Origin of the sequence: Lactobacillus taiwanensis (assembly GCF_017894345.1) — a bacterium.
In the GTDB taxonomy this organism is placed as follows: domain Bacteria; phylum Bacillota; class Bacilli; order Lactobacillales; family Lactobacillaceae; genus Lactobacillus; species Lactobacillus taiwanensis.
The window spans coordinates 752,569-779,071 of record NZ_CP059276.1; the positions used below are offsets into that span (position 1 = coordinate 752,569).

General features: G+C 35.1%; 24 protein-coding genes. 21 read left to right on the forward strand and 3 right to left on the reverse strand.

Annotated elements, in window-relative coordinates; genetic code table 11:
* Nucleotides 1-122: 122 nt before the first annotated feature.
* On the forward strand, nucleotides 123-554 hold the full coding sequence (locus H1A07_RS03610; RefSeq protein ID WP_057718459.1) for a bis(5'-nucleosyl)-tetraphosphatase: 432 nt from the start codon (nucleotides 123-125) through the stop codon (nucleotides 552-554).
* Nucleotides 538-1,185, forward strand: a complete 648-nt coding sequence (locus H1A07_RS03615) for a uracil-DNA glycosylase (protein ID WP_210145372.1) — start codon at nucleotides 538-540, stop codon at nucleotides 1,183-1,185. The genes H1A07_RS03610 and H1A07_RS03615 overlap by 17 nt, the downstream gene beginning before the upstream one ends.
* Before the next feature lie 33 nt (nucleotides 1,186-1,218).
* Here H1A07_RS03615 and lexA read toward each other — a convergent pair whose 3' ends face one another.
* Nucleotides 1,219-1,842: a transcriptional repressor LexA gene (gene lexA, locus H1A07_RS03620; protein WP_210145373.1), complete on the reverse strand. Its 624-nt coding sequence runs from the start codon at nucleotides 1,840-1,842 to the stop codon at nucleotides 1,219-1,221.
* Nucleotides 1,843-1,979: 137 nt separating this feature from the next.
* Here lexA and H1A07_RS03625 point away from each other — a divergent pair, with 137 nt between their 5' ends.
* From H1A07_RS03625 to H1A07_RS03640, 4 genes are all read left to right on the forward strand, one after another.
* A complete protein-coding gene (locus tag H1A07_RS03625; RefSeq protein ID WP_004895283.1) occupies nucleotides 1,980-2,228 on the forward strand; it encodes a DUF896 domain-containing protein in 249 nt (82 codons plus the stop codon).
* Between the two features lie 72 nt (nucleotides 2,229-2,300).
* Entirely contained in the window at nucleotides 2,301-2,522 is a 222-nt protein-coding gene (locus tag H1A07_RS03630; RefSeq protein ID WP_057718402.1) for a YneF family protein, read from the forward strand.
* A 75-nt stretch (nucleotides 2,523-2,597) separates the two neighbouring features.
* Nucleotides 2,598-4,361, forward strand: coding sequence for an ABC transporter ATP-binding protein (locus tag H1A07_RS03635; RefSeq protein WP_210145374.1), 1,764 nt, complete (start codon nucleotides 2,598-2,600; stop codon nucleotides 4,359-4,361).
* Nucleotides 4,354-6,147: an ABC transporter ATP-binding protein gene (locus H1A07_RS03640; RefSeq protein WP_210145375.1), complete on the forward strand. Its 1,794-nt coding sequence runs from the start codon at nucleotides 4,354-4,356 to the stop codon at nucleotides 6,145-6,147. The genes H1A07_RS03635 and H1A07_RS03640 overlap by 8 nt, the downstream gene beginning before the upstream one ends.
* A gap of 54 nt (nucleotides 6,148-6,201) precedes the next feature.
* On the opposite strand, the gene H1A07_RS03645 is transcribed toward H1A07_RS03640, so the two are convergent.
* Both H1A07_RS03645 and H1A07_RS03650 read right to left on the reverse strand, forming a co-directional pair.
* Nucleotides 6,202-7,383 (reverse strand): SAM-dependent methyltransferase, encoded by a 1,182-nt coding sequence (locus H1A07_RS03645; RefSeq protein ID WP_057718405.1) that lies wholly within the window; start codon nucleotides 7,381-7,383, stop codon nucleotides 6,202-6,204.
* A 67-nt stretch (nucleotides 7,384-7,450) separates the two neighbouring features.
* Nucleotides 7,451-8,065, reverse strand: a complete 615-nt coding sequence (locus tag H1A07_RS03650) for a lysophospholipid acyltransferase family protein (protein ID WP_094497195.1) — start codon at nucleotides 8,063-8,065, stop codon at nucleotides 7,451-7,453.
* Nucleotides 8,066-8,133: 68 nt separating this feature from the next.
* Between H1A07_RS03650 and H1A07_RS03655 the strand changes: the two genes are divergently transcribed.
* From H1A07_RS03655 to infB, 15 genes are all read left to right on the forward strand, one after another.
* A complete protein-coding gene (locus H1A07_RS03655; protein WP_094497192.1) occupies nucleotides 8,134-9,156 on the forward strand; it encodes a GIY-YIG nuclease family protein in 1,023 nt (340 codons plus the stop codon).
* Nucleotides 9,157-9,309: 153 nt separating this feature from the next.
* The gene (rpsB, locus tag H1A07_RS03660) at nucleotides 9,310-10,092 is read left to right on the forward strand and encodes a 30S ribosomal protein S2 (RefSeq protein WP_057718408.1); all 783 of its coding nucleotides are present in this window, start codon (nucleotides 9,310-9,312) and stop codon (nucleotides 10,090-10,092) included.
* Between the two features lie 37 nt (nucleotides 10,093-10,129).
* Complete coding sequence (gene tsf, locus H1A07_RS03665; RefSeq protein WP_057718409.1) at nucleotides 10,130-11,155, forward strand: translation elongation factor Ts; 1,026 nt, start codon at nucleotides 10,130-10,132, stop codon at nucleotides 11,153-11,155.
* Nucleotides 11,156-11,264: 109 nt separating this feature from the next.
* Nucleotides 11,265-11,990 carry a UMP kinase gene (gene pyrH / locus H1A07_RS03670; protein ID WP_094497182.1) on the forward strand — a complete coding sequence of 242 codons (726 nt, stop codon included), beginning with the start codon at nucleotides 11,265-11,267 and terminating at the stop codon, nucleotides 11,988-11,990.
* Nucleotides 11,990-12,547, forward strand: a complete 558-nt coding sequence (gene frr / locus H1A07_RS03675; RefSeq protein ID WP_094497180.1) for a ribosome recycling factor — start codon at nucleotides 11,990-11,992, stop codon at nucleotides 12,545-12,547. The genes pyrH and frr overlap by 1 nt, the downstream gene beginning before the upstream one ends.
* A gap of 19 nt (nucleotides 12,548-12,566) precedes the next feature.
* A complete protein-coding gene (locus tag H1A07_RS03680) occupies nucleotides 12,567-13,286 on the forward strand; it encodes an isoprenyl transferase (RefSeq protein WP_094499040.1) in 720 nt (239 codons plus the stop codon).
* A 26-nt stretch (nucleotides 13,287-13,312) separates the two neighbouring features.
* The gene (locus H1A07_RS03685; RefSeq protein WP_094497178.1) at nucleotides 13,313-14,104 is read left to right on the forward strand and encodes a phosphatidate cytidylyltransferase; all 792 of its coding nucleotides are present in this window, start codon (nucleotides 13,313-13,315) and stop codon (nucleotides 14,102-14,104) included.
* Nucleotides 14,105-14,116: 12 nt separating this feature from the next.
* Nucleotides 14,117-15,373 carry an RIP metalloprotease RseP gene (rseP, locus tag H1A07_RS03690; protein ID WP_210145376.1) on the forward strand — a complete coding sequence of 419 codons (1,257 nt, stop codon included), beginning with the start codon at nucleotides 14,117-14,119 and terminating at the stop codon, nucleotides 15,371-15,373.
* Nucleotides 15,374-15,388: 15 nt separating this feature from the next.
* Nucleotides 15,389-17,086 (forward strand): proline--tRNA ligase, encoded by a 1,698-nt coding sequence (locus tag H1A07_RS03695; RefSeq protein WP_210145377.1) that lies wholly within the window; start codon nucleotides 15,389-15,391, stop codon nucleotides 17,084-17,086.
* A 5-nt stretch (nucleotides 17,087-17,091) separates the two neighbouring features.
* Nucleotides 17,092-21,390 (forward strand): PolC-type DNA polymerase III, encoded by a 4,299-nt coding sequence (locus H1A07_RS03700; protein WP_210145378.1) that lies wholly within the window; start codon nucleotides 17,092-17,094, stop codon nucleotides 21,388-21,390.
* A gap of 107 nt (nucleotides 21,391-21,497) precedes the next feature.
* Entirely contained in the window at nucleotides 21,498-21,974 is a 477-nt protein-coding gene (gene rimP / locus H1A07_RS03705; RefSeq protein WP_057718417.1) for a ribosome maturation factor RimP, read from the forward strand.
* A gap of 19 nt (nucleotides 21,975-21,993) precedes the next feature.
* Complete coding sequence (nusA, locus tag H1A07_RS03710) at nucleotides 21,994-23,214, forward strand: transcription termination factor NusA (RefSeq protein WP_210145379.1); 1,221 nt, start codon at nucleotides 21,994-21,996, stop codon at nucleotides 23,212-23,214.
* Nucleotides 23,215-23,224: 10 nt separating this feature from the next.
* On the forward strand, nucleotides 23,225-23,521 hold the full coding sequence (gene rnpM / locus H1A07_RS03715; RefSeq protein ID WP_057718418.1) for an RNase P modulator RnpM: 297 nt from the start codon (nucleotides 23,225-23,227) through the stop codon (nucleotides 23,519-23,521).
* Between the two features lie 2 nt (nucleotides 23,522-23,523).
* Nucleotides 23,524-23,835, forward strand: coding sequence for a L7Ae/L30e/S12e/Gadd45 family ribosomal protein (locus tag H1A07_RS03720; RefSeq protein WP_057718419.1), 312 nt, complete (start codon nucleotides 23,524-23,526; stop codon nucleotides 23,833-23,835).
* Between the two features lie 4 nt (nucleotides 23,836-23,839).
* Nucleotides 23,840-26,485: a translation initiation factor IF-2 gene (gene infB / locus H1A07_RS03725; RefSeq protein WP_210145380.1), complete on the forward strand. Its 2,646-nt coding sequence runs from the start codon at nucleotides 23,840-23,842 to the stop codon at nucleotides 26,483-26,485.
* Nucleotides 26,486-26,503: the final 18 nt, after the last annotated feature.

Here is a 26,503-nt window from a genome sequence, read left to right on the forward strand (position 1 = left end):
TGTCGATTAAACAAAAATAGAAGTAATAATTTCTACCTTATTTTTCAAGTTAGAAAGTAGATGTAAAAAGAGCTATAAAATCAAATTTAGCTTATAATAAAAAAGTAGGAGTGTGAAGGGTTATGAAAGACATCCATGAATATTCAGCTGGAAGCATTATATACAGACTTAATAATGGAAAAATAGAATTTTTGCTAGCTCAGAGTAAGCTTAATAAAACTTGGGGATTTCCTAAAGGACATCTTGAAGAAGGTGAGAATGAAATACAGGCTGCTCAAAGAGAAGTATATGAAGAAGTAGGTTTAAAACCAGACTTTGATTTTAATTTCAAAGAAAGTATTACTTATAAAATTGCAAAAGATCGCGTAAAGACGGTTACGTTTTTTTTGAGTAAATTTAATTCGAATCAAAAGATTAAATTACAAGAGAGCGAAATTGGTGCTTCTAAGTGGTCAAGTTTGGAGGAAGCCAGTACTTGTTTACATTATGAGGAATTAAATGAACTCTTGAAAAAGGCACAGGAATATATTGAAAAAAATGAGATATCCAGATAAGTTATTAGAAGAAGTTAAAGATCGAGCAAAAGGAATGAAACTGGAAGGAATTAATTTTGGAGCTGGCCCTGTTCATCCAAAATTGATGATTGTAGGAGAAGCCCCAGGAAGAGAAGAAATAGAGTCTTTGATTCCTTTTCATGGTGCTTCTGGGAAAGAACTAATGAAGTCTCTGGCTTCGATTGGACTTAAACGAGAAGACGTTTATATTACAAGTGCAGTAAGAAGTCGTCCATATAGTGTTAAGAAAGTTTTCAGTAAAAAAGAAAATAAAGAAGTAGCAAAGTATCCAAATCGGAAACCAACGAAGAAAGAAATTCTAGCTCATGCACCCCTGTTAGATTATGAAATTAATTATGCTCAGCCAAAGATAATTATTACAGTTGGGACGACGGCTTTAAATAGGTTGTTAGGAAATAAATATGAAATTAGCAAGGTGCATGGAAAGATTATAAAAAATACCCCAATTTTAAAGTTAAATGATGCAAAAGATGGTTATGTTTGGTCAAAAGAAAAATATACTATTATTCCACAATATCATCCAGCTGCAGTATTTTATAATCGAAAACTGGCTGAAACTATTACTCAGGATTGGTTAAATATAAAGCCATTATTAAAAACAGAGAATTAAAAAAACTGGTAGGAAAAAATCCATACCAGTTTTTTAGTCGATATTATTACGATATAAGCCTACAACCTTACCCAAAATTTGAACCACAGGTAAAATAATTGGATCCATTGTATCATTTTCCGGTTGTAATCGATAATAGCCGTCTTCTTTGAAAAATCTCTTGACAGTTGCCTCATTATCTTCTGTCATTGCAACAACGATTTCACCATTATTTGCACTAGATTGTTTACGAACAATAACGTGGTCACCATTAAGAATACCAGCATTAATCATAGATTCTCCATGAACACGTAACATGAAGAGTTCTCCAGCATCGTTTTCAAGATCAGGTGGGAGAGGGAAGTACTCATCAATATCTTGAACCGCTAAAATTGGTTGACCAGCAGTCACTACACCAACTATTGGGATATCCTTGGGCTTAATTCCTAGAACTTCACGGCCCTTTTCTGTAACTTCGATTGCTCTAGGTTTAGTGGCGTCTTTTAAGATATAGCCTTTCTTTTCTAGGCGGGCTAAATGGCCATGTACTGTTGAAGTAGAAGAAAGATCAACAGCACTACAAATTTCTCTAACTGTAGGTGGAAAAGCACGCTCTTCAACAGTGTCGTAAATAAAACGTAAAATTTCTAATTGTTTATTTGCATGTGGTTCAGTCATAATTTTTTCTCCATTTAGTTACTTACTAATATTTTAACAAAAAAAGATTTGTTCGGCAAACAGGCGTTCTTGACAGTTGAGTCTTTTTTTATTGGTATAATTAAGGTAAACTAACATTGTTTAGTGAGGTGTTTATTATGGATAAAAAAGAAGAAGAAAAATTAATTAAGCGGATTAATGAATTAACTAAGATTAGTAGAGAACGTGAACTAACTCCTGACGAATTAGAGGAACGTAAGAAGTTAAGATCTGCTTTTCTTGAAAACTTCCGTGCAGGATTTAGACAACAACTTGAAGATACGGTTGTGATTGATAAAGATGGTAAAGAAGTTACATCAGAAAAAGCAAAAGAAGCTCAACGTCGCAAAGGATTAAGAAAAGATTAATTTTCCACTTTAAAAAAGACTATTTTTTTGGTATGCTGAAAAAGTACATTAATTTTCGGAGGTTTTTGGGAAATGAATTTAGGATTAGCAATTTTTCTTATTATTATCGCATTATTGATCGGTCTTGTTGGCGGATTTTATGGTGCTCGTGCATATATGAAGAAGTATTTCCAAGACAATCCTCCTATTAGTGAAGATATGATCGCAGCTATGATGGCGCAAATGGGTCAAAAACCATCCGCTAAGAAGCTCAATCAAGTTATGAACATGATGAAGCATCAACAAAAAAAATAGTAGCTTACTTTACTAATATTTGGTTTAGACAGAGGAATTACTCCTCTGTCTTTTTGTATATATGTGAGGTGAAATATGAACATTTTTAGTAAATTAGGATGGTTTTTTAAGCAAGAAAAAAAGCGCTATATTATTGGAATAACTTTTTTAGCATTAACTTCAATTGCTAATTTAGTACCACCTAGGATTCTAGGGTTAATGGCAGATCAACTTGATAAGGGATCAATTAGTTGGGCTGAATATGGCGCACTAATTTTAGCTGTGATTGCTGCAGCAATTGTTTTGTATCTTTTGCGTTATTTCTGGCGTAAGCAAATTTGGGGCGGAGCAGCTGAACTAGAAAGACAGATGCGATCGCGTTTATTTAGCCATTTTATGATAATGGATCGAACTTTTTATCAAAGACACCGAACTGGTGACTTAATGGCACATGCTACTAATGATATTAATTCAATTCAAAATGTTGCGGGGGACGGTGTCTTAACTTTAGTTGATTCTTTAGTAACTGGTGGGACAACAATGATTGCTATGATTATTTTTACTGATTTTCGTTTGACAATTGTCGCTCTCTTGCCACTTCCATTTTTAGCTTTAGGTGCCTGGAAATTAGGCGATAAGCTTCACTATAGTTTTGATAAGTCCCAAGCGGCCTTTTCTCGGCTTAATAATAAGACGCAAGAATCAGTTTCTGGAATTAAAGTATTAAAGGCATTTGGTGAAAGTAAACAAGATTCTGCTGCTTTCAATAAGATGGTAGATGAAACAATTCAAATCAATAAGAAAGTTTTTAAGTGGGACTCAATGTTTGATCCACTTGGAACCGTAATTATTGGAGCAACATATGTAATTACTATTATTTATGGTGGTCTTTTAGTAACCAATCATACTTTATCCGTTGGCCAACTAGTATCTTTTATTGCTTATATTTCAAATATGGTTTGGCCAATGTTTGCAATTGGTTACTTATTTAATATCTTAGAGCGTGGATCTGCATCTTATGATCGTGTTGAGCGGCTATTATATGAAAGACCACAAATTACCGATGAGAATGCTAATCGTAATTTAACTGCTAGGGACATTCAAGGCGACTTAAATTATGATGTAAAGTCTTTTGCTTATCCCGATGAAAAAGAGATTCCAGTCTTACAAAACATTAATTTTAATCTAAAACCGGGACAAACTTTAGGTTTGGTTGGAAAAGTTGGTGCCGGGAAAACAACAATTATCGAACCTTTATTAAGGGAATTTGATAAGTACCAAGGAAAGATAACTTTAGGTGGTCATGATATTAGAAATATTCCACTAGAATTACTTTTAAATGAAATCTCCTATGTGCCTCAAAATAACTTTTTATTTTCTACATCAATTGAGAATAATATCGCTTTTTCTGATCAAGCTGCAGGTGAAGAAAAAATTCAATCTGCTGCGCAAAAGAGTGATTTGCATGATGACATTATGCAGATGCCGGCTGGCTATAAGACTCTAGTTGGTGAGAACGGAGTGTCTTTATCTGGTGGTCAAAAGCAACGTTTATCTATTGCTCGTGCACTATTAAAAGAAAGTCCAATTTTGATTTTAGATGATGCTCTTTCTGCAGTAGATGCAAAAACTGAGACGGCGATTTTAGATTCACTTAGGTCTGAAAGAAAAGATAAAAAGACTTTGATTGCAGCTCACCGATTAACTTCGGTAATGGATGCAGACTTAATTTTAGTATTAAAAAATGGAAAAATTGTTGAAAGAGGTACGCATCAAGATCTTCTTGACCAAGATGGTTGGTATGCTGAAATGTGGCGTAAACAAGAATTACAGGCAAAGGTGGGTGAACTAGATGGATAACAAGGAAGAATCAAAATCTGTTTGGTCAAAGGCGATTCCTTTTAAAGAACAAGTTCAGATTTTTAAACGTGTCTTAAAATATGTAAAGCCTTTTAAAGTAGAAATGGGAGTTGCAATTTTTGGTGCTTTCTTAGTAAGCGTAATTAATATGCTTTTGCCTAGGGGACTACAATTCTTTTTAGATAACTATTTGATTAAGCAAAAGGCTACTATTCAAATTATTGTTTGGGCTGGTCTATTATACGGAATTGGAACGATTATTAAGGCGATTTTGCAGTTTATTTATCAATATTTGTATGCCTTGGGAGCCGAAAAGACACTTGAGAATGTTAGAAAGGATTTGTATCAAAAACTTCATAGTTTGGGGATGAGATATTTTGATCAAACGCCTGCGGGGTCAATTGTTTCAAGAGTTACTAACGATACAATGACATTAAGCGATTTCTTAGGCGTGCTCTGTCAGGTGGTAATTGGAGTATTTTCACTAGTAACTGCTTTTGTAGCGATGTATGTCACTAATAAAGTAGCAGCATTAATTGTTTTATTATTTTTACCAATTTTAGGATTTGTTTTTTGGATTTATACTCAAAAAAGCTCGAAACTATATCGTGGATTTCGTGAGCGGTTAAGTAGAATTAATACCAATTTGAATGAATCTATTGAAGGTGTTTCTTTAATTCAACAATTTAAACAAGAAAAGAGAATGACTCACAATTTCGAAAATGAAAATGGGACTTTAATGAAAACTCGTTTTAACATGATTAGAGTTAATTCACTTCTTTTATCTCCAATGACTAGTTTGCTTTATTCATTAGCTTTGGCGTTAGTTTTAATGTATTTTGGCTTTCCATTACAAAAAACATTTGTACCTGCTGGAATTGTATATGCATTTTCTCAATATGTGCAACAATTTTTTAATCCAATCTCTACGATGATGGATCGAATGACGTTCTTTCAGGATGGAATAGTTGCGGGTAAACGTATTTTTAAAATTATGGATGAGCAAGAATATGAACCAGAACAAGAAAACGATCAGAATGCTGTAATTTCTAAAGGAAAAATTGAATTTAAAAATGTGAGTTTTTCTTATGATGGTAAAAATGAGATTTTGCATAATGTTTCATTTGTAGTTAAGCCAGGGGAAACTTTGGGAATTGTTGGTCACACTGGATCAGGAAAGAGTTCAATCATTAATGTTATGATGAGATTTTATGAATTCGGTAGCGGTCAAGTTCTGATTGATGATATTGATATTAGAAAATTTTCTAAAAGGGAATTACGTAAAAAATTGGGGTTAGTTTTACAAGAACCATTTATGTTTTATGGTGATATTTCTTCAAATATTCGCTTGTATAATGATCAAATTACTGATCAACAAATTAAAAAAGCTGCACAAGCAGTTCAAGCGGATTCCTTTATTGAAAAAATGCCAGGTAAATATCATGCAAAAGTAATTGAGGGTGGCACAGAACTTAGTCAGGGACAAAGACAACTGATTTCTTTTGCAAGGACTCTGGTAACTGATCCGAAAATACTAGTCTTAGATGAAGCAACGGCTAATGTGGACACTGAAACTGAAAATTTGATTCAAGAAGGACTTAAAAAGCTTCGGCAGGGTAGAACGACATTAGCAATTGCCCACCGACTTTCAACGATTGCGGATGCTGATCAAATTATTGTTTTAGACAAAGGGAGAATTGTTGAACGTGGTACGCATCAAGAATTATTAGATAAAAAAGGATATTACTATAATCTTTATAAACTACAACAAACCAGTGATAAGTAAAAAGGTTTGGTCTCATGACCAAACCTTTTTTAATAGATATTCTACTATTTGTTGCTACTTATCATTTAACATATATTGACGGGTCATTGGTAAGTTCTTACCGGATGGACCTTTAGTTAATAAGTATTGGATAACATCAATGTTTCCTGATTCAAATGAAGCGGCACAAGCTTGTAAATACATATCCCACATTCTTGCAAAACGTTCACCCATCATACCTTCAACTTCAGAACGGTGATCGTTAAAGTTTTTGTCCCAAATTTCAAGAGTTCTTTGGTAATGGCGACGAAGCATTTCCATATCAGCAATTTGCAAGTTTGATTCTTCAATTCTTGAAACGATTTCAACTAAGCCTGGGATGTAACCGCCTGGGAAGATGTATTTATTAATCCAAGCGTTGGTTGCTCCACCTTGTTGACGAGTGATTCCATGAATTAATGCAACACCGTGTGGTTTTAAGTACTTAGCGACATCTTTAAAGTATTCCCCCAAGTTTTCCGAACCAACGTGTTCAAACATCCCTACAGAAGTTACATAGTCAAAATCACGGTTACCTAATTCACGATAGTCTTTAAGTAAAACTTCTGCTTGATCTTCAAGGCCCATATCCTTAATTTTTTTGTTTACAAGATCGAATTGTTCTTGACTCAAAGTAACACCAGTAACTTTAAGTCCATATTCTTTAGCTGCAGTTAACATTAAGGTTCCCCAACCACAACCAATATCTAACAAGGTCTTGCCAGGTTTAGGATCTAATTTTTGAAGAATGTGATGAACTTTTGCAATTTGAGCTGCCTCCAGATCGTCAGTGTTGTCATTAGTGAAGTAAGCACATGAATAAGTCATAGTAGGGTCAAGCCATAGCTTATAGAAGTCATTTCCAATATCATAGTGACTTTGAATATCTTCTTGGCTTTGCTTTTCAGTATGCTTTTGCTTTGGTAAGAATTTTCTGAATTTTGAAGCACGCATGAAAGATTCACTACTTCCATAAGCTGCTTCTATTAATTGTTGAATGCTTCCTTTAATTTCAAGATCCTTGTTCATGTAAGCTTCCCCTAAAGCTAAGGAAGCATTACTTGTTATATCTTTAAAAGGAATCTTTTTGTTAAAAATAACCTCCACTTCCGGTGTACCATTTCCATAAACTTCTGATTTTCCATCCCAGTAGGTGACTTTTACTGGAATATTAAATGAATGACTAAGCATCATTTTATATAAAGGTTTTTCTAACATTACTGATTCTCCTTTTCTACATTAGACTATGTTATTTTAACACTAAAAAGGTTAAATAATAAAAAATTTATTTTGCAACATAATGAAAATCAGGATTCTGTTCTTTATCTAGTTTATCCCACGCGTCTTCTAATTGTTTGTAGAGAGCGGGCGTAGTATCTTGGTTGACCTTTTCTCTACGAGGAATATAAATAGGGTCACCAAAACAGATATCTAATGGCTTTCTTTTAAGCAGATCTTTAAAAGAAAGAGGTCCTTGGTAAACAACTGGGACCAATGGTTTATTAGCCATTTTAGCAATTACAAATGCTCCACTTTTGAGTTTCTCCGAGTGTCGAGTTCCAGATGGAAAAATGATTAGTGACAACTCACCTTTGCGTAGGCCTTTTACTGGAATTTTAATTGCAGAGGGGCCTGGATTATCACGATTAACTGAGAATGCATGAGCATGTATTAAAATAAATCGTAGAATAGGATTTTTAAATAACTCTTTTTTTGCCATGAACATGAATTCCATTGGACTAGCAGCAAGTGCAAAAAGAATTGGTTCCCACCAAGTTCTGTGGGGAGCAACTAAAATGTAGTTTCCTTTAGGGAGACGATCTTTATGATGAACATGTAAATGGCCATTTAAGACCCACACAATAAAGCGAGCAATAGGTCGAATAATTTTATAAAACATAATGTTTCCTCCAATTTTATCTATAGTATTATACAATACAGCTAAGAATTTTTAGAAGGGTATAGAAAATGGATCTATTAAAACCTAATGAACGAATTGATTATATGTACAATGATGATTTACGCATAATTCAAGAAAAAGATGCTTTTTCTTTTTCTTTAGATACTTTATTACTAGGATATTTTGCACAAGAGAAAATACATGATAATTACAAAGTAGTAGATTTATGTAGCGGGAATGCGGCTGCTAGTATTTATATGTCATATTTTAATCGCGCTCATTATGATGCCGTTGAGATTCAAAAAGAGATGGCTGATCAAGCAAGACGTAGTGTACAACTAAATAAATTAGAAAACCGCATTGAAGTACATTGTTTGAATGCTCTGGATGCCCCAAAAAAGTTAGGGAAGGATAAATACGATATGATTGTGGTTAATCCGCCTTACTTTAAAGTGCCTAAGGGACATGTTATTAATCCTGATGAGAAAAAGGCATTAGCTAGACATGAATTAGCAATTAATCTTGAACAAATCATAAAAGTTGCAAGCAATATGTTAAAGATGAAAGGAAAAATGTTTATGGTGCACCGGCCTGAAAGATTAGGTGAAATTATGCACTATTGCTTAGAAAATCAGTTGAGTGTGAAATGGGTACAGCCTTTTGTTTCAAAAAGAAATGTGGATGCAAATTTAGTAGTTGTTGAAGCAATTAGAAATACCGCTAGTGATGGATTAGTCTTAAAAGATGCAATTGTAGTTCACAATGAAGATGGTTCGTTTACTCCAAAAGTTAGAGAAATAATCTCTGAAAACAAAAATAAAAAGCCTAAAAAAGAAAAATATTACTTTTATTGTTTATTGTGTAATGATGAAAGTTTTTATGGTGGCTTTACTAATGATTTGGAGCATCGTTTAAAAATGCACAATGAGGGAAAAGGTGCAAAATATACTAAGGCGCGTCGACCAGTTAAAATGATTTATCATGAAGAATTTGATGATAAAAAATTGGCTTTAAAAAGAGAATACTGGTTCAAGCATCATTCAAGAAAATGGAAAGAGAATTTTTTGCGCGAACATAATGTAAAATTTTAATTGCATTTGTAAGCTTAATTAGTTACAATGTTCAAGTATGCATTTTGCATATTTGAATTTATATCACATCAAGAGCGATTAAATTCCTAGGTGCCGATTTTGGTCAGAATTTAATACGACCTCTTGAGAGGAATTAACCAGGAGGAATTTTTTATGACAGTTGTTACTATGAAGCAATTGCTTGAAGCAGGTGTCCACTTTGGTCACCAAACTAGAAGATGGGATCCAAAGATGGCTCCTTACATTTTCACTCAAAGAAACGGAATCTACATCATTGACTTACAAAAGACTATTAAGATGTTAGATGATGCTTACAACTACGTTAAGGCAGTTGCTCAAGATGGCGGCGTATTTTTGTTTGTTGGTACTAAGAAACAAGCACAAGAAGCTGTTAAAGAAGAAGCTACACGTGCAGGTCAATACTACGTTAACCAACGTTGGTTAGGTGGTACTTTGACTAACTGGACTACTATCCAAAGCCGTGTTAAGAGATTAAAAGAATTAAAACAAATGTCAGAAGATGGCACTTTCGATGTATTACCAAAGAAGGAAGTTGCACTTTTGACTAAAGAAATGGAAAAACTTGAAAGATTCTTAGGTGGTATCGAAGATATGCCTAGAATTCCAGATGTTATGTTCGTTGTTGATCCTAAGAAAGAAAAGATCGCTGTTCACGAAGCAAACATTTTAGGTATCCCTGTAGTAGCTATGGTTGATACCAACACTGATCCAGATCCAATTGACGTTGTTATCCCAGCAAATGATGATGCAATTCGCGCAATTCGTTTAATTTCTGGTGCTATGGCTGATGCAATTATCGAAGGTAAGCAAGGCCAAGATGATAGTGAAGACGTTGAAAAGGAAATGGCAGATGCAGCAGCTGAAAACGGTGAGGAAGAATCAATCGAAGAAGTTGTTGAAAAGTCAGAAGACTAATTTGTTTTTACTGTTAGTTCTGTAGGAGGACATATTAATGGCAAAAATTACTGCTCAATTAGTTAAGGAATTACGTGAACGTACTGGTGCTGGTGTTATGGATGCCAAGAAAGCATTAGTAGAAGTTGACGGTGACATGGATAAGGCAGTTCAATACCTTCGTGATAAGGGTATGGCTAAGGCTGCTAAAAAGGCTGACCGTGTTGCAGCTGAAGGTTTAACTGGCGTTTACGTTGATGGTAATGTTGCAGCTATTACTGAAGTTAACTCAGAAACTGACTTCGTTTCATCAAACGATAAGTTTGTTAAATTAGTAAATGCAGCTACTAAGACTATTGCTGAAGGTAAGCCTGCTGATATGGCAGCTGCTGAAGAATTAAAGATGGATGATGGAACTACTTTAGCTCAATCATTTGTTGATGCAACTGCAACTATTGGTGAAAAGATTGTTTTACGTCGTTTTGCTTTAGAAGAAAAGACGGACGATCAAGAATTCGGTGCTTACCAACACAATGGTGGTCAAATTGGTGTTATCACCGTTTTAGAAGGTGCTGATGCAGCTACTGCTAAGCACTTGGCAATGCACATTGCAGCTATGAGTCCTAAGGTTATCTCACCTGATGAATTAGATGATGAATTTATTACTGATCAATTGGCTGTAATGAACCACAAGATTGATCAAGATAACGAAAGTCGTGCATTGGTTAACAAGAAACCATTACCACACCTTGTTTATGGTTCAGAAAAGCAATTAACTGATGATATCTTGGCTAAGGCTAAAGAAGATATCAAGGCTGAGCTTAAAGAAGAAGGTAAGCCAGAGAAGATTTGGGATAAAATCATTCCTGGTAAGATGCAACGTTTTATTGATGATAATACTCAAGTTGATAAGCAATTTGCAGTTTTGTCACAAAACTACATTATGGACGACAGCAAGACTGTTGGCGAATTCTTAAAGGAAAAGGGAGCTAAGTTAGTTGCTTTCCAACGTTACGAAGTTGGCGAAGGTATTGAAAAGAAGCAAGAAGACTTTGCTGCTGAAGTACGTGAACAAATGAAGTAATTATTTACTTAAGAAAGGAGTAACGCTTAGGCGCTACTCCTTTTTTTCGGTATAATATATTGCAGTGATTTTATGGTAAAATGGTAAAAGCAAATGAGGAGGTAAATTTATGAGTCAAGTTAAGTACAAACGTATCATTTTAAAAGTTTCAGGTGAAGCACTTGCTGGTGAAAAAGGTACAGGTATTAATCCTGAAGTTATTAAGCATTTAGCTGAAGAAATTAAATCTGTTCACGACATGGGCGTTGAAATTGGTATTGTCTGTGGTGGCGGAAATATGTGGCGTGGTGAAACCGGTGCTAACCTAGGTATGGAAAGAGCACAAGCAGATTACATGGGAATGCTAGCTACAATTATGAATGGTTTAGCATTACAAGATGGGCTCGAAAACTTAGGTGTTCCTACACGTGTTCAAACATCAATTGAGATGCGTCAAATTGCAGAACCTTATATTCGTCGTAAGGCTGTTCGTCACTTAGAAAAGGGCCGTGTAGTTATCTTTGGTGGTGGTACTGGTAATCCTTACTTCTCAACTGATACTACTGCTGCATTAAGAGCTGCTGAAATTAATGCTGATGTAATTTTGATGGCTAAAAATGGTGTTGATGGAGTTTACTCAGCTGATCCTAAGGTTGATCCAAATGCTAAGAAATATTCTGAATTAACTCAACTTGATTTAATTTCAAAAAACTTAAAGGTAATGGATAGTACTGCAAGTTCACTATCGATGGATAATAATATTCCTCTAGTTGTCTTTAACGTAAACAAGCCAGGTAACATTAAGAAAGTTGTTATGGGCGATAATATTGGTACTGTAATTAAGGGTGATAAATAATGTCTAACGAAGTAATCGAAAAAGCAAAAGAAAATATGAATAAGTCTATTGCGGTATTCCAAAAGGAATTAGGCGGTATTCGTGCAGGTGTTGCGAATGCAAGCTTATTAGATGGTATTAAAGTTGATTATTATGGCGTTCCTACTCCTCTTACGCAAATGTCTAGTGTAAGCATTCCTGAAGCTCGTGTTTTAATGGTAACTCCATATGACAAGTCAAGTTTAGATGATATTGAACATGCAATTTTAGCTTCTGATCTTGGTATTACGCCAGCTAATGATGGTACTGTAATTAGAATTGTGATTCCTCAATTGACTGGTGAACGTCGTCAAGAAATCGCTAAGCAAGTGGGCAAACTTGCTGAAAAAGGAAAAATTGCAGTTCGTAATGTTCGTCGTGATGCTATGGATACTTTAAAACGTCAAGAAAAAGATGGTGACATCACTGAAGATGAACAACGTAGTTTAGAAAAGCAAGTTCAGAAAGTAACTGATGATGCGACTAAAGAGATTGATAAATTAGCCGACCAAAAGAGTCAAGAAATTACTCAAGGTTAGTCTAGGATTTGATAAACTTATGTCAGAATCGAAAAAACCACTTAATCATTTAGCCATAATTATGGATGGAAATGGCCGCTGGGCTAAAAAAAGACATATGCCTCGTTTTGTAGGTCATCGCCATGGAATGGATAATATCCGTAATATTGCTCTTGCCGCCAATGATTTAGGCATAAAGGTTTTAACGCTTTATGCCTTTTCAACTGAAAACTGGGCTCGTCCTACTGATGAAGTAAATTATTTAATGCGTTTACCAATTGATTTTTTTGATAAATTTATGCCTGAGTTAATGGATAATAATGTTCGTGTGAATATTATGGGTTTTGTTGATGAATTACCTGAAAAGACATATTTGGTAACGCAGAAGGCAATGAAAGAAACTGCTCATAATACAGGCATGATATTAAATTTTGCTTTTAATTATGGATCACAGCGTGAAATAACTGCTGGAGTTCAAAAAATTGCGCGCAAAGTAAAAGAGGGAATAATTGATCCCAATGATATTGATGAAAAGATGGTTTCAGATCATTTATTAACTCATTCTTTGGCTCCATATGAAGACCCTGATTTGTTGATTAGAACATCAGGTGAAGAGCGGTTATCCAATTTCTTATTATGGCAAATGGCCTATACTGAATTTAGTTTTTCGGATAAATTATGGCCAGATTTTAATAAGGATGATTTAGAAGAATTAGTTAAAGATTATCAAGGACGTAATCGTCGATTTGGAAAATTGTAAAATTTATTAGAACTGTAGAATTTTAAATGAAACAACGTGTAATAACAGCTATTGTAGCTTTAATTTTATTTATTCCGATTGTTTTAATGGGTGGCATTTGGATTGATGTCTTGGTCTGCGCATTTGCAGCAGTTGGAATTAGCGAAATCTTTATTATGAAGAAACAAATTATTGTTTCTTGGGACTTTATTTTAGCCTTATTAGCCACTTTAACTATGGCAGTACCTGATTCATTCTTTAAGTTCTTGCCGGCATTTTTAAACAAATATGATATTTTTTATATTTTTGTAATGTTAATGCTAGTTAGAACAGTTCTGTCAAAAAACAAAGTGACATTTGATGATGCGGGAGTTTATACGCTGGCTGCTTTATATATTGGAACAGGTTTTCACTTTATGGCAGCAATTAGAAATGCACATCTCGGTTTAGCTATTTTAGGTTATGTATTTGCAGTAGTATGGTCAACTGACATTGCCGCATATATGGTAGGGCGCAAAATAGGTAAGCACAAATTGTGGCCTGTAATTAGTCCTAATAAAACTTGGGAAGGTTCTATTGGAGCGGTAATTTGTGCTGTGATTATTGCAGCAATTTATGTTACCTTAGTACCTACTGGCAGGAATAATGCTTTAATGATCATTTTAGCTTTCTTCCTATCAATTGTTGGTCAAATAGGAGATTTAGTCGAATCAGCCTATAAACGCTTTTATGGTGTGAAAGATTCAGGAAAGATGTTACCAGGTCATGGTGGAATATTGGATCGGTTTGATAGTATGCTTTTCGTTTTACCTGTTGTTGCATTTATGGGTATTTTATAGGAGAACTGCTTAATGAAAGGTATTTTAATCTTTCTAGTTGTTTTTGGGATACTTGTCTTTGTCCATGAATTTGGACATTTTATTGTTGCAAAAAAATGTGGGATTTTAGTTCGAGAATTTTCAATTGGTATGGGGCCAAAGCTATTTCAAAAAATACGAGCTAAAACAACATATACTATTCGTTGGTTGCCATTAGGGGGATATGTTCGCTTAGCTGGTCCAGACGATGCAGCTAAAATTGATCCTGGTACTACCGTAGTTTTACAGTTAGATAAACACAATAAGGTAAAACGAATTGATGCTTCTGGGTCTCAAATGCCAATTGAAGGTGTTCCAGTGCAAGTAAATTCAGCTGATTTAGTTGATGATCTAGTCATTCAAGGCTATGAAAATGGTGATGAAGATCAACTGAAGACGTACCATGTTGACCATGACGCTACAATTATTGAACAAAATGGTACTGAATTGTTAATTGCACCAAGAGACACGCAATTTCAAGAAGCAAGTGTTGGTAAAAAATTAGCAACAAACTTTGCTGGTCCTTTTATGAATATTGTTCTTGGCTTTGTTGTCTTCATTATTTGGTCTTTAGTGGCACCAGGAGCTCCAACTACTACAGTAGGAAGCACAATTGCTAATCAACCTGCACAAGTGGCTGGTATTAAAGCTAATGATCAAATCATTGCAATTAATAATAAAAAAATTAATAATTTCAATCAGATTGCAGTTGAACTTGCTAAAAGCAACGGTAAGAAAGTTGAAGTAATTGTAAAGAGAAATAATAAAACAAAAGATTTCTCTGTAAAACCAAAAGCAAAGAAAATAGATGGTCAGAAAATCTACCAGTTAGGTTTTTATGGTAAACCGGATAATAGTTTAGGGGCTAAACTGCAACGTGGGTGGACTACAAGCGTTAATACAACTGGCTTAATATTTAATGCTGTGGGAAACTTGTTTAAACACTTTAGTTTGAATAAACTTTCTGGACCTGTTGGAATTTATTCTCAAACAGTTCAAGTGTCAAATATGGGATTCACATACTTATTAGCATTTTTAGCAATGATCTCTATTAATTTAGGTATTGTGAATTTGATTCCGATTCCTGGACTAGACGGCGGAAAGCTTTTGCTTAATTTGGTTCAATTAATTATAGGAAGACCAATTCCGGAAGATAAGGAAGCTATTGTAGATGTAATTGGTGTTGTCATTCTACTCGCATTGATTATTGCAGTAACTGGCAATGATATTTATCGATATTTTATTAAATAATTTTTGGAGGAATAAATGCGTCAATCAAAATTTTTTATGCCAACATTAAAAGAGGCACCTTCTGATGCTGTAGCAAAAAGTCACCAACTAATGCTTAGAGGTGGTTATATTCGTCAGGTAACTGCAGGTGTTTATGCTTATTTGCCTTTAGGTTATCGAGTATTGCGCAAGGCAGAAAATATTATTGAGGAAGAAATGGACAATATTAATGTCCCAGAAATGATTATGCCTCATCTTTTGCCAGCTACTTTATGGCAAGAATCTGGTCGTTATAAAAAATATGGCGCAGAAATGTTTAAGCTACAAGATCGTCATGGACGTGAAAGTTTATTAGGTCCAACTCATGAAGAAACTTTTACAGAAATTGTTGCTAAAAATTTGAAGAGTTATAAGCAAATGCCACTTGCTTTATACCAAATCCAAACTAAATTCCGCGATGAAAATCGTCCACGTTTTGGTTTGCTTCGTGGAAGAGAGTTTGTAATGCTTGATGGCTACAGCTTTGCTGCAACTCGCGAACAATTAGATGAGCAATTTGATGATCAAAAGAGTGCTTACTTAAAGATCTTTAATCGTGCAGGCGTTACGGTACACCCAGTTATTGCTGACTCAGGAACAATGGGTGGTAAGAATTCAACTGAATTTCAAGCACCTGCAGCAATTGGTGAAGATACAATTGCTACTAATGAAAAAGGTACTTATGCTGCAAACCTTGAAATGGCAAAGAGTATTGATACCTTCAAGCAAGATCCAGAAGAAGCAAAAGAATTAACTAAAGTTGCTACACCGGATTGCGATACAATTGAAAAATTGGCTAAATTTTTGAATGTTCCAGCAACTAGAATTGTGAAGAGCATTTTGTATATTGCTGATGATCAAAAGGTATTAGTTTTAATTCGTGGTGATAAAGAAATCAACGAAGTTAAATTAGGTCATGTTTTAGATGCTGATGATGTTCATGTAGCAGATAAGGTTGAGCTTGAAGATATCACTGGCAGTGCTAAGGGTGGGGTTGGTCCCGTTAACGCTGATTGGGCTGATAAGATTGTCGCAGATGAAACAGTTAAAGGTTTGTACAATGTAGTGGTTGGTGCAAACGAAACTGATTATCAATATCAAAATGCTAATTTAGATCGTGATTTCAAAGTCGATGAATTTGCTGATCTACGTGTTGCAAATGAAGGAGAACCAGATCCTGTAGATCATTTACCATTGAAGTTTACGACCAGTATTGAAGTGGGGCATATCTTCAAACTTGGTACTTACTATACCAAAACTATGGGAGCTGATTTCTTAGATAATAATGGTAAAGCTAAGCCTGTTATTATGGGTTCTTATGGAATTGGTGTAACTAGAATGCTTTCAGCAGCTGTAGAACAACACTTAACAGAAAACGGAATTGCTTGGCCAAAGGAAATTGCTCCATTCGCTATTCATCTAATTCAGATGAAGATGAAAGATGAAACTCAAACTGAATTAGCTGAAAAACTTGAAAAAGAGCTCTCAGCTAAGTATGATGTTTTATACGATGATCGAAATGAGCGTCCAGGCGTTAAATTTAATGATGCAGATTTAGTTGGTGCGCCATTAAGAATTACAATTGGCCGTAAAGCAAAAGATGGTATTATAGAAATTAAGCGTCCAACTGACGAAAAAGCTGTTGAAGTTAATATTTCTGATTTGGATGCAGTGATTACAAAAGAGTTAGGATAATTTTTGTGACAAAAAAGAACGAACTTTTCAAAAAACTATTAGATCAAATTGAGTTTCCTGATAAGTTTGAAGATAATGATATTGTCCAAAATGGTGAAATTGAAAACGTGGATGTATACGCTAATGAAAGAAAGTGGAAAATCCACGTTTTTTTTGATACACCCTTAGATTTTGAAACATATCGTTCCCTTAATGAACTTATTCATCAAACTTTTGAGCCTTTTGTTGATGTGGAATTGTTAGTCCAAACAAAGGATGGTAACAGTCAAAAATTACCAGATTATTGGACTTATGCTATTCAAAATTCAAATAATTTAAAGCCTGCTGTTCGAGAATTTTTGCAGGGACAGGCACCTCATTTAGAAAAAGAAAAATGGCTTATTCCGACTCAAAATGAAGTAGTTAATGGTTTGCTTTCAGAACAAGTCTTAGCAGAACTAAATAGCGAATTTAGACGATATGGATTTTTTAATATTAAATTTACAACGAAAGTTGATGAAAGAAATATTGATGAAAATCTAAGAAGTCTAGAAGAGCAACAAGCTCAACATGAATCTGCAATGCAGGAATTTTATGAGAAAAAACCTGCTGAACCCAAAAAGAAAATGCCTGTTAAAAGTACAAGAATGGGTACCAAAAAAATTGATAGAAAAGCTCAATTTATTCAGATTCAAGACTTGGAAGATGGTAGTGGAAATGTTGTCATTGAAGGACATATTTTTAATACAGATATTCGAGAATTAAAGTCCGGAAGTGTAATCTTTACGGGTGAAATTACTGACTATACTGATTCAATCAGCTTTAAGAAATTTGTTTCTGATCAAGATCAAATTGATTATCTTAAAGGAATTAAGCCTGGAGTTTGGGCACGCATGCAGGGGTATGCAGCTGATGATCAATATCAACATGATGTTGTATTTAATATTCGAAATTTAGAATTAATTGAACATAAAGGCCGAGAAGAAAAGTATGAAGGTGAAAAAAAGAGAGTCGAATTGCATCTTCATACCAACATGAGTCAACTTGATGCTACAAGTACAGCTAGTGATTTCATTAAAACTGCTAAAAAGTTTGGACAGAATGCAATTGCAATCACGGACCATGCTGATGTGCAAGCCTTTCCTGAAGCTTATCACACTGGGGCAAGTGAAAAGATGAAAGTTTTGTATGGTTATGAGGCTAATATGATTGATGATCATGCTCTATTAGTTCTCAACCCTACTGAAATGGATTATCGTGATCGCGAATATGTCATCTTTGACGTTGAAACAACAGGTCTTTCCTCTGTTTATGACACCATTATTGAAATTGGTGCAGTAAAAATGAAAAATGGCGAAGTACTTGAGCGATTTGATGAATTTATTAATCCTCATCATCCTTTGAGTGATACTACCATTAATTTGACTTCTATTACTGATGAAATGGTTGGAGCAGCTGATGATGAAAAGGACGTAATTAAGAAATTTAAAGATTTTTATGGCGACCGACCTTTGTGTGGACATAATGTACAATTCGATGTTGGTTTCGTAAATGCTGCATTACGTCGTGCGGGTCTAGAGGAAATTTCTCAACCTGTTGTAGATACACTTGAAGTCTCAAGACTCCTTCATCCTGAACAAACTCGTCATACACTAGATTCTTTGGCTAAAAAATATAATGTAGTTTTGGAACATCATCACCGGGCAAACCAGGATGCCGAAGCTACTGGATATTTAATGTTTAAATTACTTGATGCGTTTAATGCACGCTTTCATGAAGCTGATTTGGGCAAAATGAACGATTATGCTAAATATGGTCAGGTATATAAACGTGCTAAACCAAGTCATATGAGCGTCCTTGCTTTAAATCAAGAAGGACTAAAGAATATGTACAAGCTTGTATCCTTAGCAAGCACTAAATACTTTTATCGTATTCCTCGTACACCTAAGTCTGAGTTAAGAAAATATCATAAAGGTTTATTATTTGGTAGTGGTTGCTGGCAAGGCGATGTATTTATTTCGATGATGCAAAAAGGATACGATGAAGCACGTGAAAAAGCTAAGTTTTATGACTATCTTGAAGTTCAGCCACCAGCTGCTTATCAAACTTTAATCGAAGATGATTTAATTAAAGATGAATATGAGTTGCATGAAATTATTCAGAATATTTATAAACTGGGTAAAGAATTAAATAAGCCAGTGGTAGCAACCGGAGATTCACATTATGTTGAGCCTCATGAAGCAATTTATCGTAAGATTTTATTGGCAGCTCAAAAAGGAAATCCTAATCGCAATAAAAATTTACCTGATTTACATTTCTATTCAACTCAAGAGATGTTAGATGCATTTAGTTTTTTAGGAGAAGATGTAGCAAAAGAAATTGTTATTGAAAATACTAATAAGTTAGCAGATCAGATTGAAGAAATTGCCCCAATTAAGAGTGGATTGTATCCTCCTCATATTGAAAATGCGGATCAAGAAATGAAGGACCTGACTTATAACAAGGCGTATGAGTTATATGGAAAACCTTTACCTAAAATAGTTAAAGATAGAATTGAGCTTGAATTAAACTCAATCATTTCTAATGGATATGCCGTAATTTATTTAATATCTCAACGTTTGGTTGCTAAATCGAATAAAGATGGATACTTAGTTGGTTCTCGTGGGTCTGTGGGATCTAGTTTAGTAGCTACAATGTCAGGAATTACAGAAGTAAATCCGCTAGCTCCTCATTATCGTTGTCCTAAATGTAAATATTCTAAGTTTTTTGAAAATGGAGAATATGGTTCTGGTTATGACCTTCCAGATAAAGATTGCCCTAAATGTGGAGCTCCATTAGTAAAGGATGGACAGGATATTCCATTTGCGACTTTCTTAGGATTTCACGGGGATAAAGTTCCTGATATTGATTTGAACTTTTCTGGGGACTATCAACCAGTAGCTCATAATTATATTAGGGTTATGTTTGGTCCTGATAATTCATTTAGAGCTGGAACAATTGCGACAGTTGCTGATAAGACAGCTTATGGTTATGTTAAACATTATGAAGATGAAAATGAATTACATTTAAGAAATGCGGAACTTGATCGTTTGGCAGCAGGTGCATCTGGAGTAAAAAGAACAACTGGTCAGCACCCTGCTGGTATTGTTGTTGTTCCTGATGATATGGATATCTATGATTTCACACCAGTACAATATCCGGCGGATGATTTAAGTGCAGCTTGGCTTACAACACACTTTGATTTCCACTCTATTCACGATAATATTTTGAAGTTTGATATTTTGGGACATGATGATCCAACGATGATCAGAATGTTACAAGATTTATCAGGAATTGATCCTTTGACTATTCCACCGGACGATCCAGGAGTAATGTCACTATTTTCAAGTCCAGAGATTTTAGGTGTAACGCCCGAACAGATTCAATCAAAGACGGGGACTTTGGGAGTTCCAGAATTTGGTACTAAGTTTGTTAGAGGGATGCTCGAAGAGACTAAGCCAACAACTTTTTCAGAATTATTACAGATTTCAGGATTGTCTCACGGAACTGACGTATGGTTAGGAAATGCGGAAGATCTTATCAATAACGGAACTTGTAAGTTAAAGAATGTAATTGGTTGTCGTGACAACATTATGATGGACTTGATTCACTGGGGCGTGAAACCAGAGGTAGCTTTCTTTACAATGGAATCAGTTCGTCATGGTAAAGGTATTAGCGATGAAAACATGGAAATCTTGAAGAAGAACGATAAGATTCCAGATTGGTATATTCCATCTTGTTTAAAGATTAAATACATGTTTCCTAAAGCCCACGCGACAGCTTATATTTTAATGGCACTTAGAATTGCTTGGTTTAAGGTATATTATCCAGTTATTTACTATGCTTCCTATTTCTCTGTACGTGCTGATCTATTTGATTTAGTTGCCATGAGTCATGGTAAGAATACGGTTAAAGCAGCAATGAAAGAAATTCAGGATAAGGGAATGGATGTTTCCGCTAAGGATAAATCATTACTTACTGTTCTTGAAATTGCTAATGAATGTTTGGAACGTGGAATAAAAATTAAGATGGTTGATGTAAATGAATCAGAAGCAACTGATTTTAAAATTATTGATGATCATACTATTTTGGCTCCATTTAATGCTGTTCCAGGATTAGGTGACAATGCTGCTAAGCAAATTGTTGCTGCACGCGCAGAACAAAAGTTTCTTTCAAAAGAGGATCTTTCTACACGTGGGAAAGTATCTCAAACAATCATGGAGTATTTTGAAAACAATGGTGTTCTTGAAGGGATGCCAGATCAAAATCAATTATCGCTATTTTAGTGTTAGAATTTACAAATAGCAGTAAATATGCTATTCTAAAAACGAAGTTCGAATAGCAAATTCGAGTGAGCAGTAATGCTCACTCTTTTTATTACGGAGGAAGAGATTTGACAAAAGTTACCGAATTGGTGGCAGACGTAGTTACGCCTTTAGCTGAGACACGAGGCGATGAACTGGTCGATGTTGAATATGTAAAGGAAAAGAAGCAATATTATCTTCGCATTTATGTTGATCGTCGCCCAGGCGGAATTGATATTGAAGAGATCGCAAATTTAAGTGAATTGGTATCAGAAAAACTAGATGAATTAGATCCTGATCCTTTTCCTGAGCCGTATATTTTAGAGCTTTCATCTCCTGGCCTAGAGCGTCCAATTAAAAATGAAAAAGATTGGGAGCGTGCCAAAGGATCATACATTCATGTTAGTCTTTATCAAAAAATTGATGGAGAAAAGACTTTTGAAGGTACTTTAAAAGATCTCAATCAAGATCGGATCGTCTTAGAAGTAAAGATCAAAACACGACGCAAAGAAATAACAATCCCTAGAAAAGTAATTGCTTCTAGTCGCTTTGCGGTTGAATTTTAGAAAGGATGATCAAAAACTTATGTCTAAAGAAATGGTCGAAGCCTTTGCAACCTTAGAAAAAGAAAAAGGCATTAAGCAAGAAGTCATTGTTGATGCAATTAAGGCTGCTTTAGTAGCTGCATATAAAAAGAATTATAATCAAGCTCAAAATGTAGAAGTTGTTTTTGATGAAAAAAAAGGCAATTTCAAAGTTAATGCAATTAAGACAGTTGTTGATGAAGTTCAAGATAGTCGTCTTGAAGTAAGTCTTAAAGATGCTCTTGAAATCAATCGTGCTTATGAAGTTGGCGACGAAATTCGTTTCGAAGTAACTCCAAAGGACTTTGGACGCTTGGCTGCACAAACTGCTAAGCAAGTTATTATGCAGCGTTTACGCGAAGCTGAAAGAGAACACATTATTAGTGAATATTCTCAATATAAGGATGAAATCGTAACGGGTACAGTTGAAAGAAGAGACAATCGTTTTGTTTACGTAAAGATTGGTAATGTTGAAGCTGTAATGTCTCACAATGATCAATTACCAGGTGAAAATTATAATCCTCAAGACAAAGTGCGTGTATTAGTAACTAGAGTTGGTTCTGATTCAAAGGGTGCACAAATTACTGTTTCAAGAACTGCACCTGATTTAGTAAAACGCCTTTTTGAACAAGAAGTACCTGAAGTTTATGATGGAACTGTTGAAATTGTTTCAATTGCTCGTGAAGCAGGTGATAGGACTAAGATTGCTGTTAAGAGCAATGATCCAGATATTGACCCAGTTGGTACTTTAGTTGGCCCTAAAGGTTCTCGGGTTCAAAATATTGTTAATGAATTGGGTGGAGAAAACATTGATGTTGTAAAATATGAAGACAATCCATCCGATTTCATTGCTAATGCTTTAAACCCAGCAGAAGTAATTGCTGTTCAATTTAGCGGAGATGAAGATGACAAAAATGCTTTGGTAATTGTTCCTGATTATCAATTATCTCTAGCTATTGGAAAACGTGGTCAAAATGTTCGACTTGCAGCTCGTTTAACTGGTTATAAGATTGACATTAAGCCTGAGTCTCAAGTTGAATTTGTTGAGTCTGATAATGACGAAACTGAATCTAGTCAAGATGATACTTCTAGTGAAGCGTCAAACGAAGAAACGCCAGAATCTATTGCTGAACAAATTGAAGATGATCCAAGTCAAGATTTCCCAAATGGAGAAGATGTTGATTCAGCACTAGATGATGATGCAGATAAAGATGAGGAATAGGTGACCTTCTTTGAAAAAAAGAAAAATTCCAATGCGTAAAGATTTATTAACTAATACTATGCAGCCGAAAAAAGAATTGGTGCGTGTTGTAGTTGATAAGGATAAAAATATTTCAGTTGATCCCACAGGCAAGAAGTCTGGTCGGGGAGCTTATGTATCTTTAGAGCCTGATAAAATTGCTCAAGCGCAAAAAAATCAAGTTTTAGAAAAGAGTTTAGGTGTTAAAGTTTCAGCTGATTTCTATGATGATCTTTATGCATATGTTGATCATCAAAAAGCAAGAAAAGAATTGTTTGGTGATAAATAGTTTTGCAAAACAAACAAAAAACTTTAAATTTACTTGGATTGGCTCAAAGAGCCGGAAAGTTGGCAACTGGTTTTGATGCAGTGAAATTAGCTTTGAATAAAAATCAAGTAAAGCTGATTTTTATCGGTAGCGATGTTAGTCAGAATACTAAAGATAAACTTGCATTTCTTCTTAGAAAAAAGAAAATAGAAACTATTGAAATTTTTTCTAGTCAAGAAATAACGCAAGCTCTTGGAAAAGAGAGAAAATTAGTTGCTGTGACAGATTCTGGATTCAGTAAAGCAATAAAAAAGAACTTAAACGAAGGAGTGTGATTTGATGGCTAAAAAGCGTATTTATGAAGTAGCGAAAGAATTAGGCATTGAAAACAAAATTGTTGTAAAAAAGGCACAAGATTTGGGTTTTGATGTAAAGAGCCACATGTCCTCCCTAGATGATAAGCAAGTTTCTAAGTTAGTAGATAGTTTTAAGTCTGCTAATGAGACTAAGCCATCTACTGAAAAGGATTCTAAAAAACCCAATCGTAATGAAAAGACAAAAATAAAAGTTTCTGTTGGTGCAATTCGTCGCCGTGATAATAAAAATGACCATGAAAATCATCATGGAAATAATAAACGCAGAAACAATAAATTTAAGAAACAACAAAACAATCATCATGCTGGTGAAGATAGAAAACAAAATTCATCTAAGCCAGCAGCACGTGACTTGTTAAGCAAGTTCAAAAAGAAGCAAAGGGCTGAAGCAAGTGAATTAAATGCTCAGACTGAAGCTTCCCGCCGTAAGTGGCATCAAGAACAAAATCCTCAAAGATCAAAGGTTAAAAAAGTGGAAAATACCCGTAAGCCAAAAGAAGAAAAACTCGAAGGAGCTGCAGCTGTTAAAGCTCGTGTACAAGCTTCACAAAAACCAGTTGGTCCTAAGATTATCAAACCATCGCCGGCAAGAAACAAGGCTAAAAGACCTACTGTAAAGAAAGTAGAACCGATTGCTCCAGTTGTACCTGCTCCTCAAAAGGAAGAAGCTAAACCGACTCGTAAGAAAGACTTTACTCGTAAAAAGCGTGAAGTGCCGGATTATGAACGCGAAAGAAGCGAACATTCTGATAAGGCACGTCGTCGTAGAAATAAAAAGAATAAACGCATCAATCAAAGTAAAGAAGTAAAGAAGCAACCAACCCAAAGAAAGGAACGTCCATTGCCAGAAACATTAGTTTATGAAGAAGGCATGAATGCTCAAGATTTAGGAAAACTTCTCCATAGAGAACCTGCAGAAATCGTTAAAAAACTATTTATGCTTGGTGTCATGACAAACCAAAACCAATCTTTAGATAAAGATACTATTGAACTCTTAGCAGCTGAGTATGGTATTGAAGCTAAAGAAAAAGTGCATGAAGATATTTCTGACATTGATACTTTATACACTAAGGAAATGGAAGAATCTAAGGCTTCTAAGCATCAAGAAAAACGCCCACCAGTTGTTACAATTATGGGACACGTTGACCATGGTAAGACTACTTTGCTTGACAGATTACGTCATACTAACGTATCTGAACATGAAGCTGGTGGTATTACTCAAGAAATTGGTGCTTATCAAGTAAGAATTGATGACCGTTTAATTACATTTTTAGATACTCCAGGACATGCTGCTTTTTCTAACATGCGTGCTCGTGGTGCTGAAATTACTGATATTGTTATCTTGGTAGTTGCAGCAGATGATGGTGTAATGCCACAAACTATTGAAGCTATTGACCATGCTAAAAGTGCTGGAGTACCAATTATTGTTGCTGTCAATAAGATTGATAAACCAGGTGCAAACCCTGATCATGTAATGGAACAACTTATGAAATATGGTTTAGTTCCTGAAGATTGGGGTGGAGACACAATCTTTGTTAAGATTTCCGCTAAGACTGGTAAGAATGTTGAAGAACTCTTACAAATGATTCTACTTCAAGCTGATGTTATGGAGCTTAAGGCAGATCCTGATCAAAAAGCTATTGGTACTGTAATTGAAGCTCGTCTTGATAAAGGACGCGGTTCAGTAGCCGATATTTTGGTTCAACAAGGTACCCTGAAAGTTGGAGATCCAATTGTTGTAGGTGATACTTTTGGACGCGTACGTGTTATGACTAACGATAAGGGCCGTCGCGTTAAGAAAGCTACACCATCTACACCAGTTGAAATTACTGGTTTGAACGATGTGCCTGAAGCAGCTGACAAGTTAGTTGTCTTTGAAGATGAAAAGACTGCTAGAAGTGTCGGTGAGCAACGTGCAAAGAACGCTCTAGAGAAACAACGGGAAAATGTACAACATGTTACTTTGGACAACTTGTTTGATACAATGAAGAAAGAGAACATGAAGGAAGTTGACATTGTTCTTAAGGCTGACGTTCAAGGTTCAGCAGAAGCATTACAACAATCTCTTGAAAAGATTGAAGTTGAAGGCGTACGAGTTAATATCATTCACTCTGGTGTTGGTGCCATCAATGAATCTGATGTTACTTTAGCTGGCGCATCAAATGCATTTATTGTTGGATTTAACGTTAGACCGACTAATACTGCCAAGAGTCAAGCTGATACTGAAGGTGTAGATATCCGTCTCTATAATATTATTTATAAAGTTATGGATGATGTTGAAGCTGCTATGAAGGGTATGCTTGAGCCTACATACGAAGAAAAGGTTACTGGAAACTTAACTGTTCGTGAAACTTGGAAAGTATCTAAGATTGGTACAATTGCTGGTGCCTTTGTAGATAACGGATATGTTACTAGAGACTCCGGTATTAGAGTTATTCGTGACGGTATTGTTAAATATGATGGAAAAGTTGCATCTCTTAAGCGTTTCAAGGATGATGTCAAGGAAGTTAAGCAAGGATTTGATTGTGGTATCACAATTGAAAACTTCAACGATATTAAGGTTGACGATCAACTTGAAGCTTACGAAATGCAAGAGGTACCTGTTAAATAGGCATCTTTTTTCACAAAA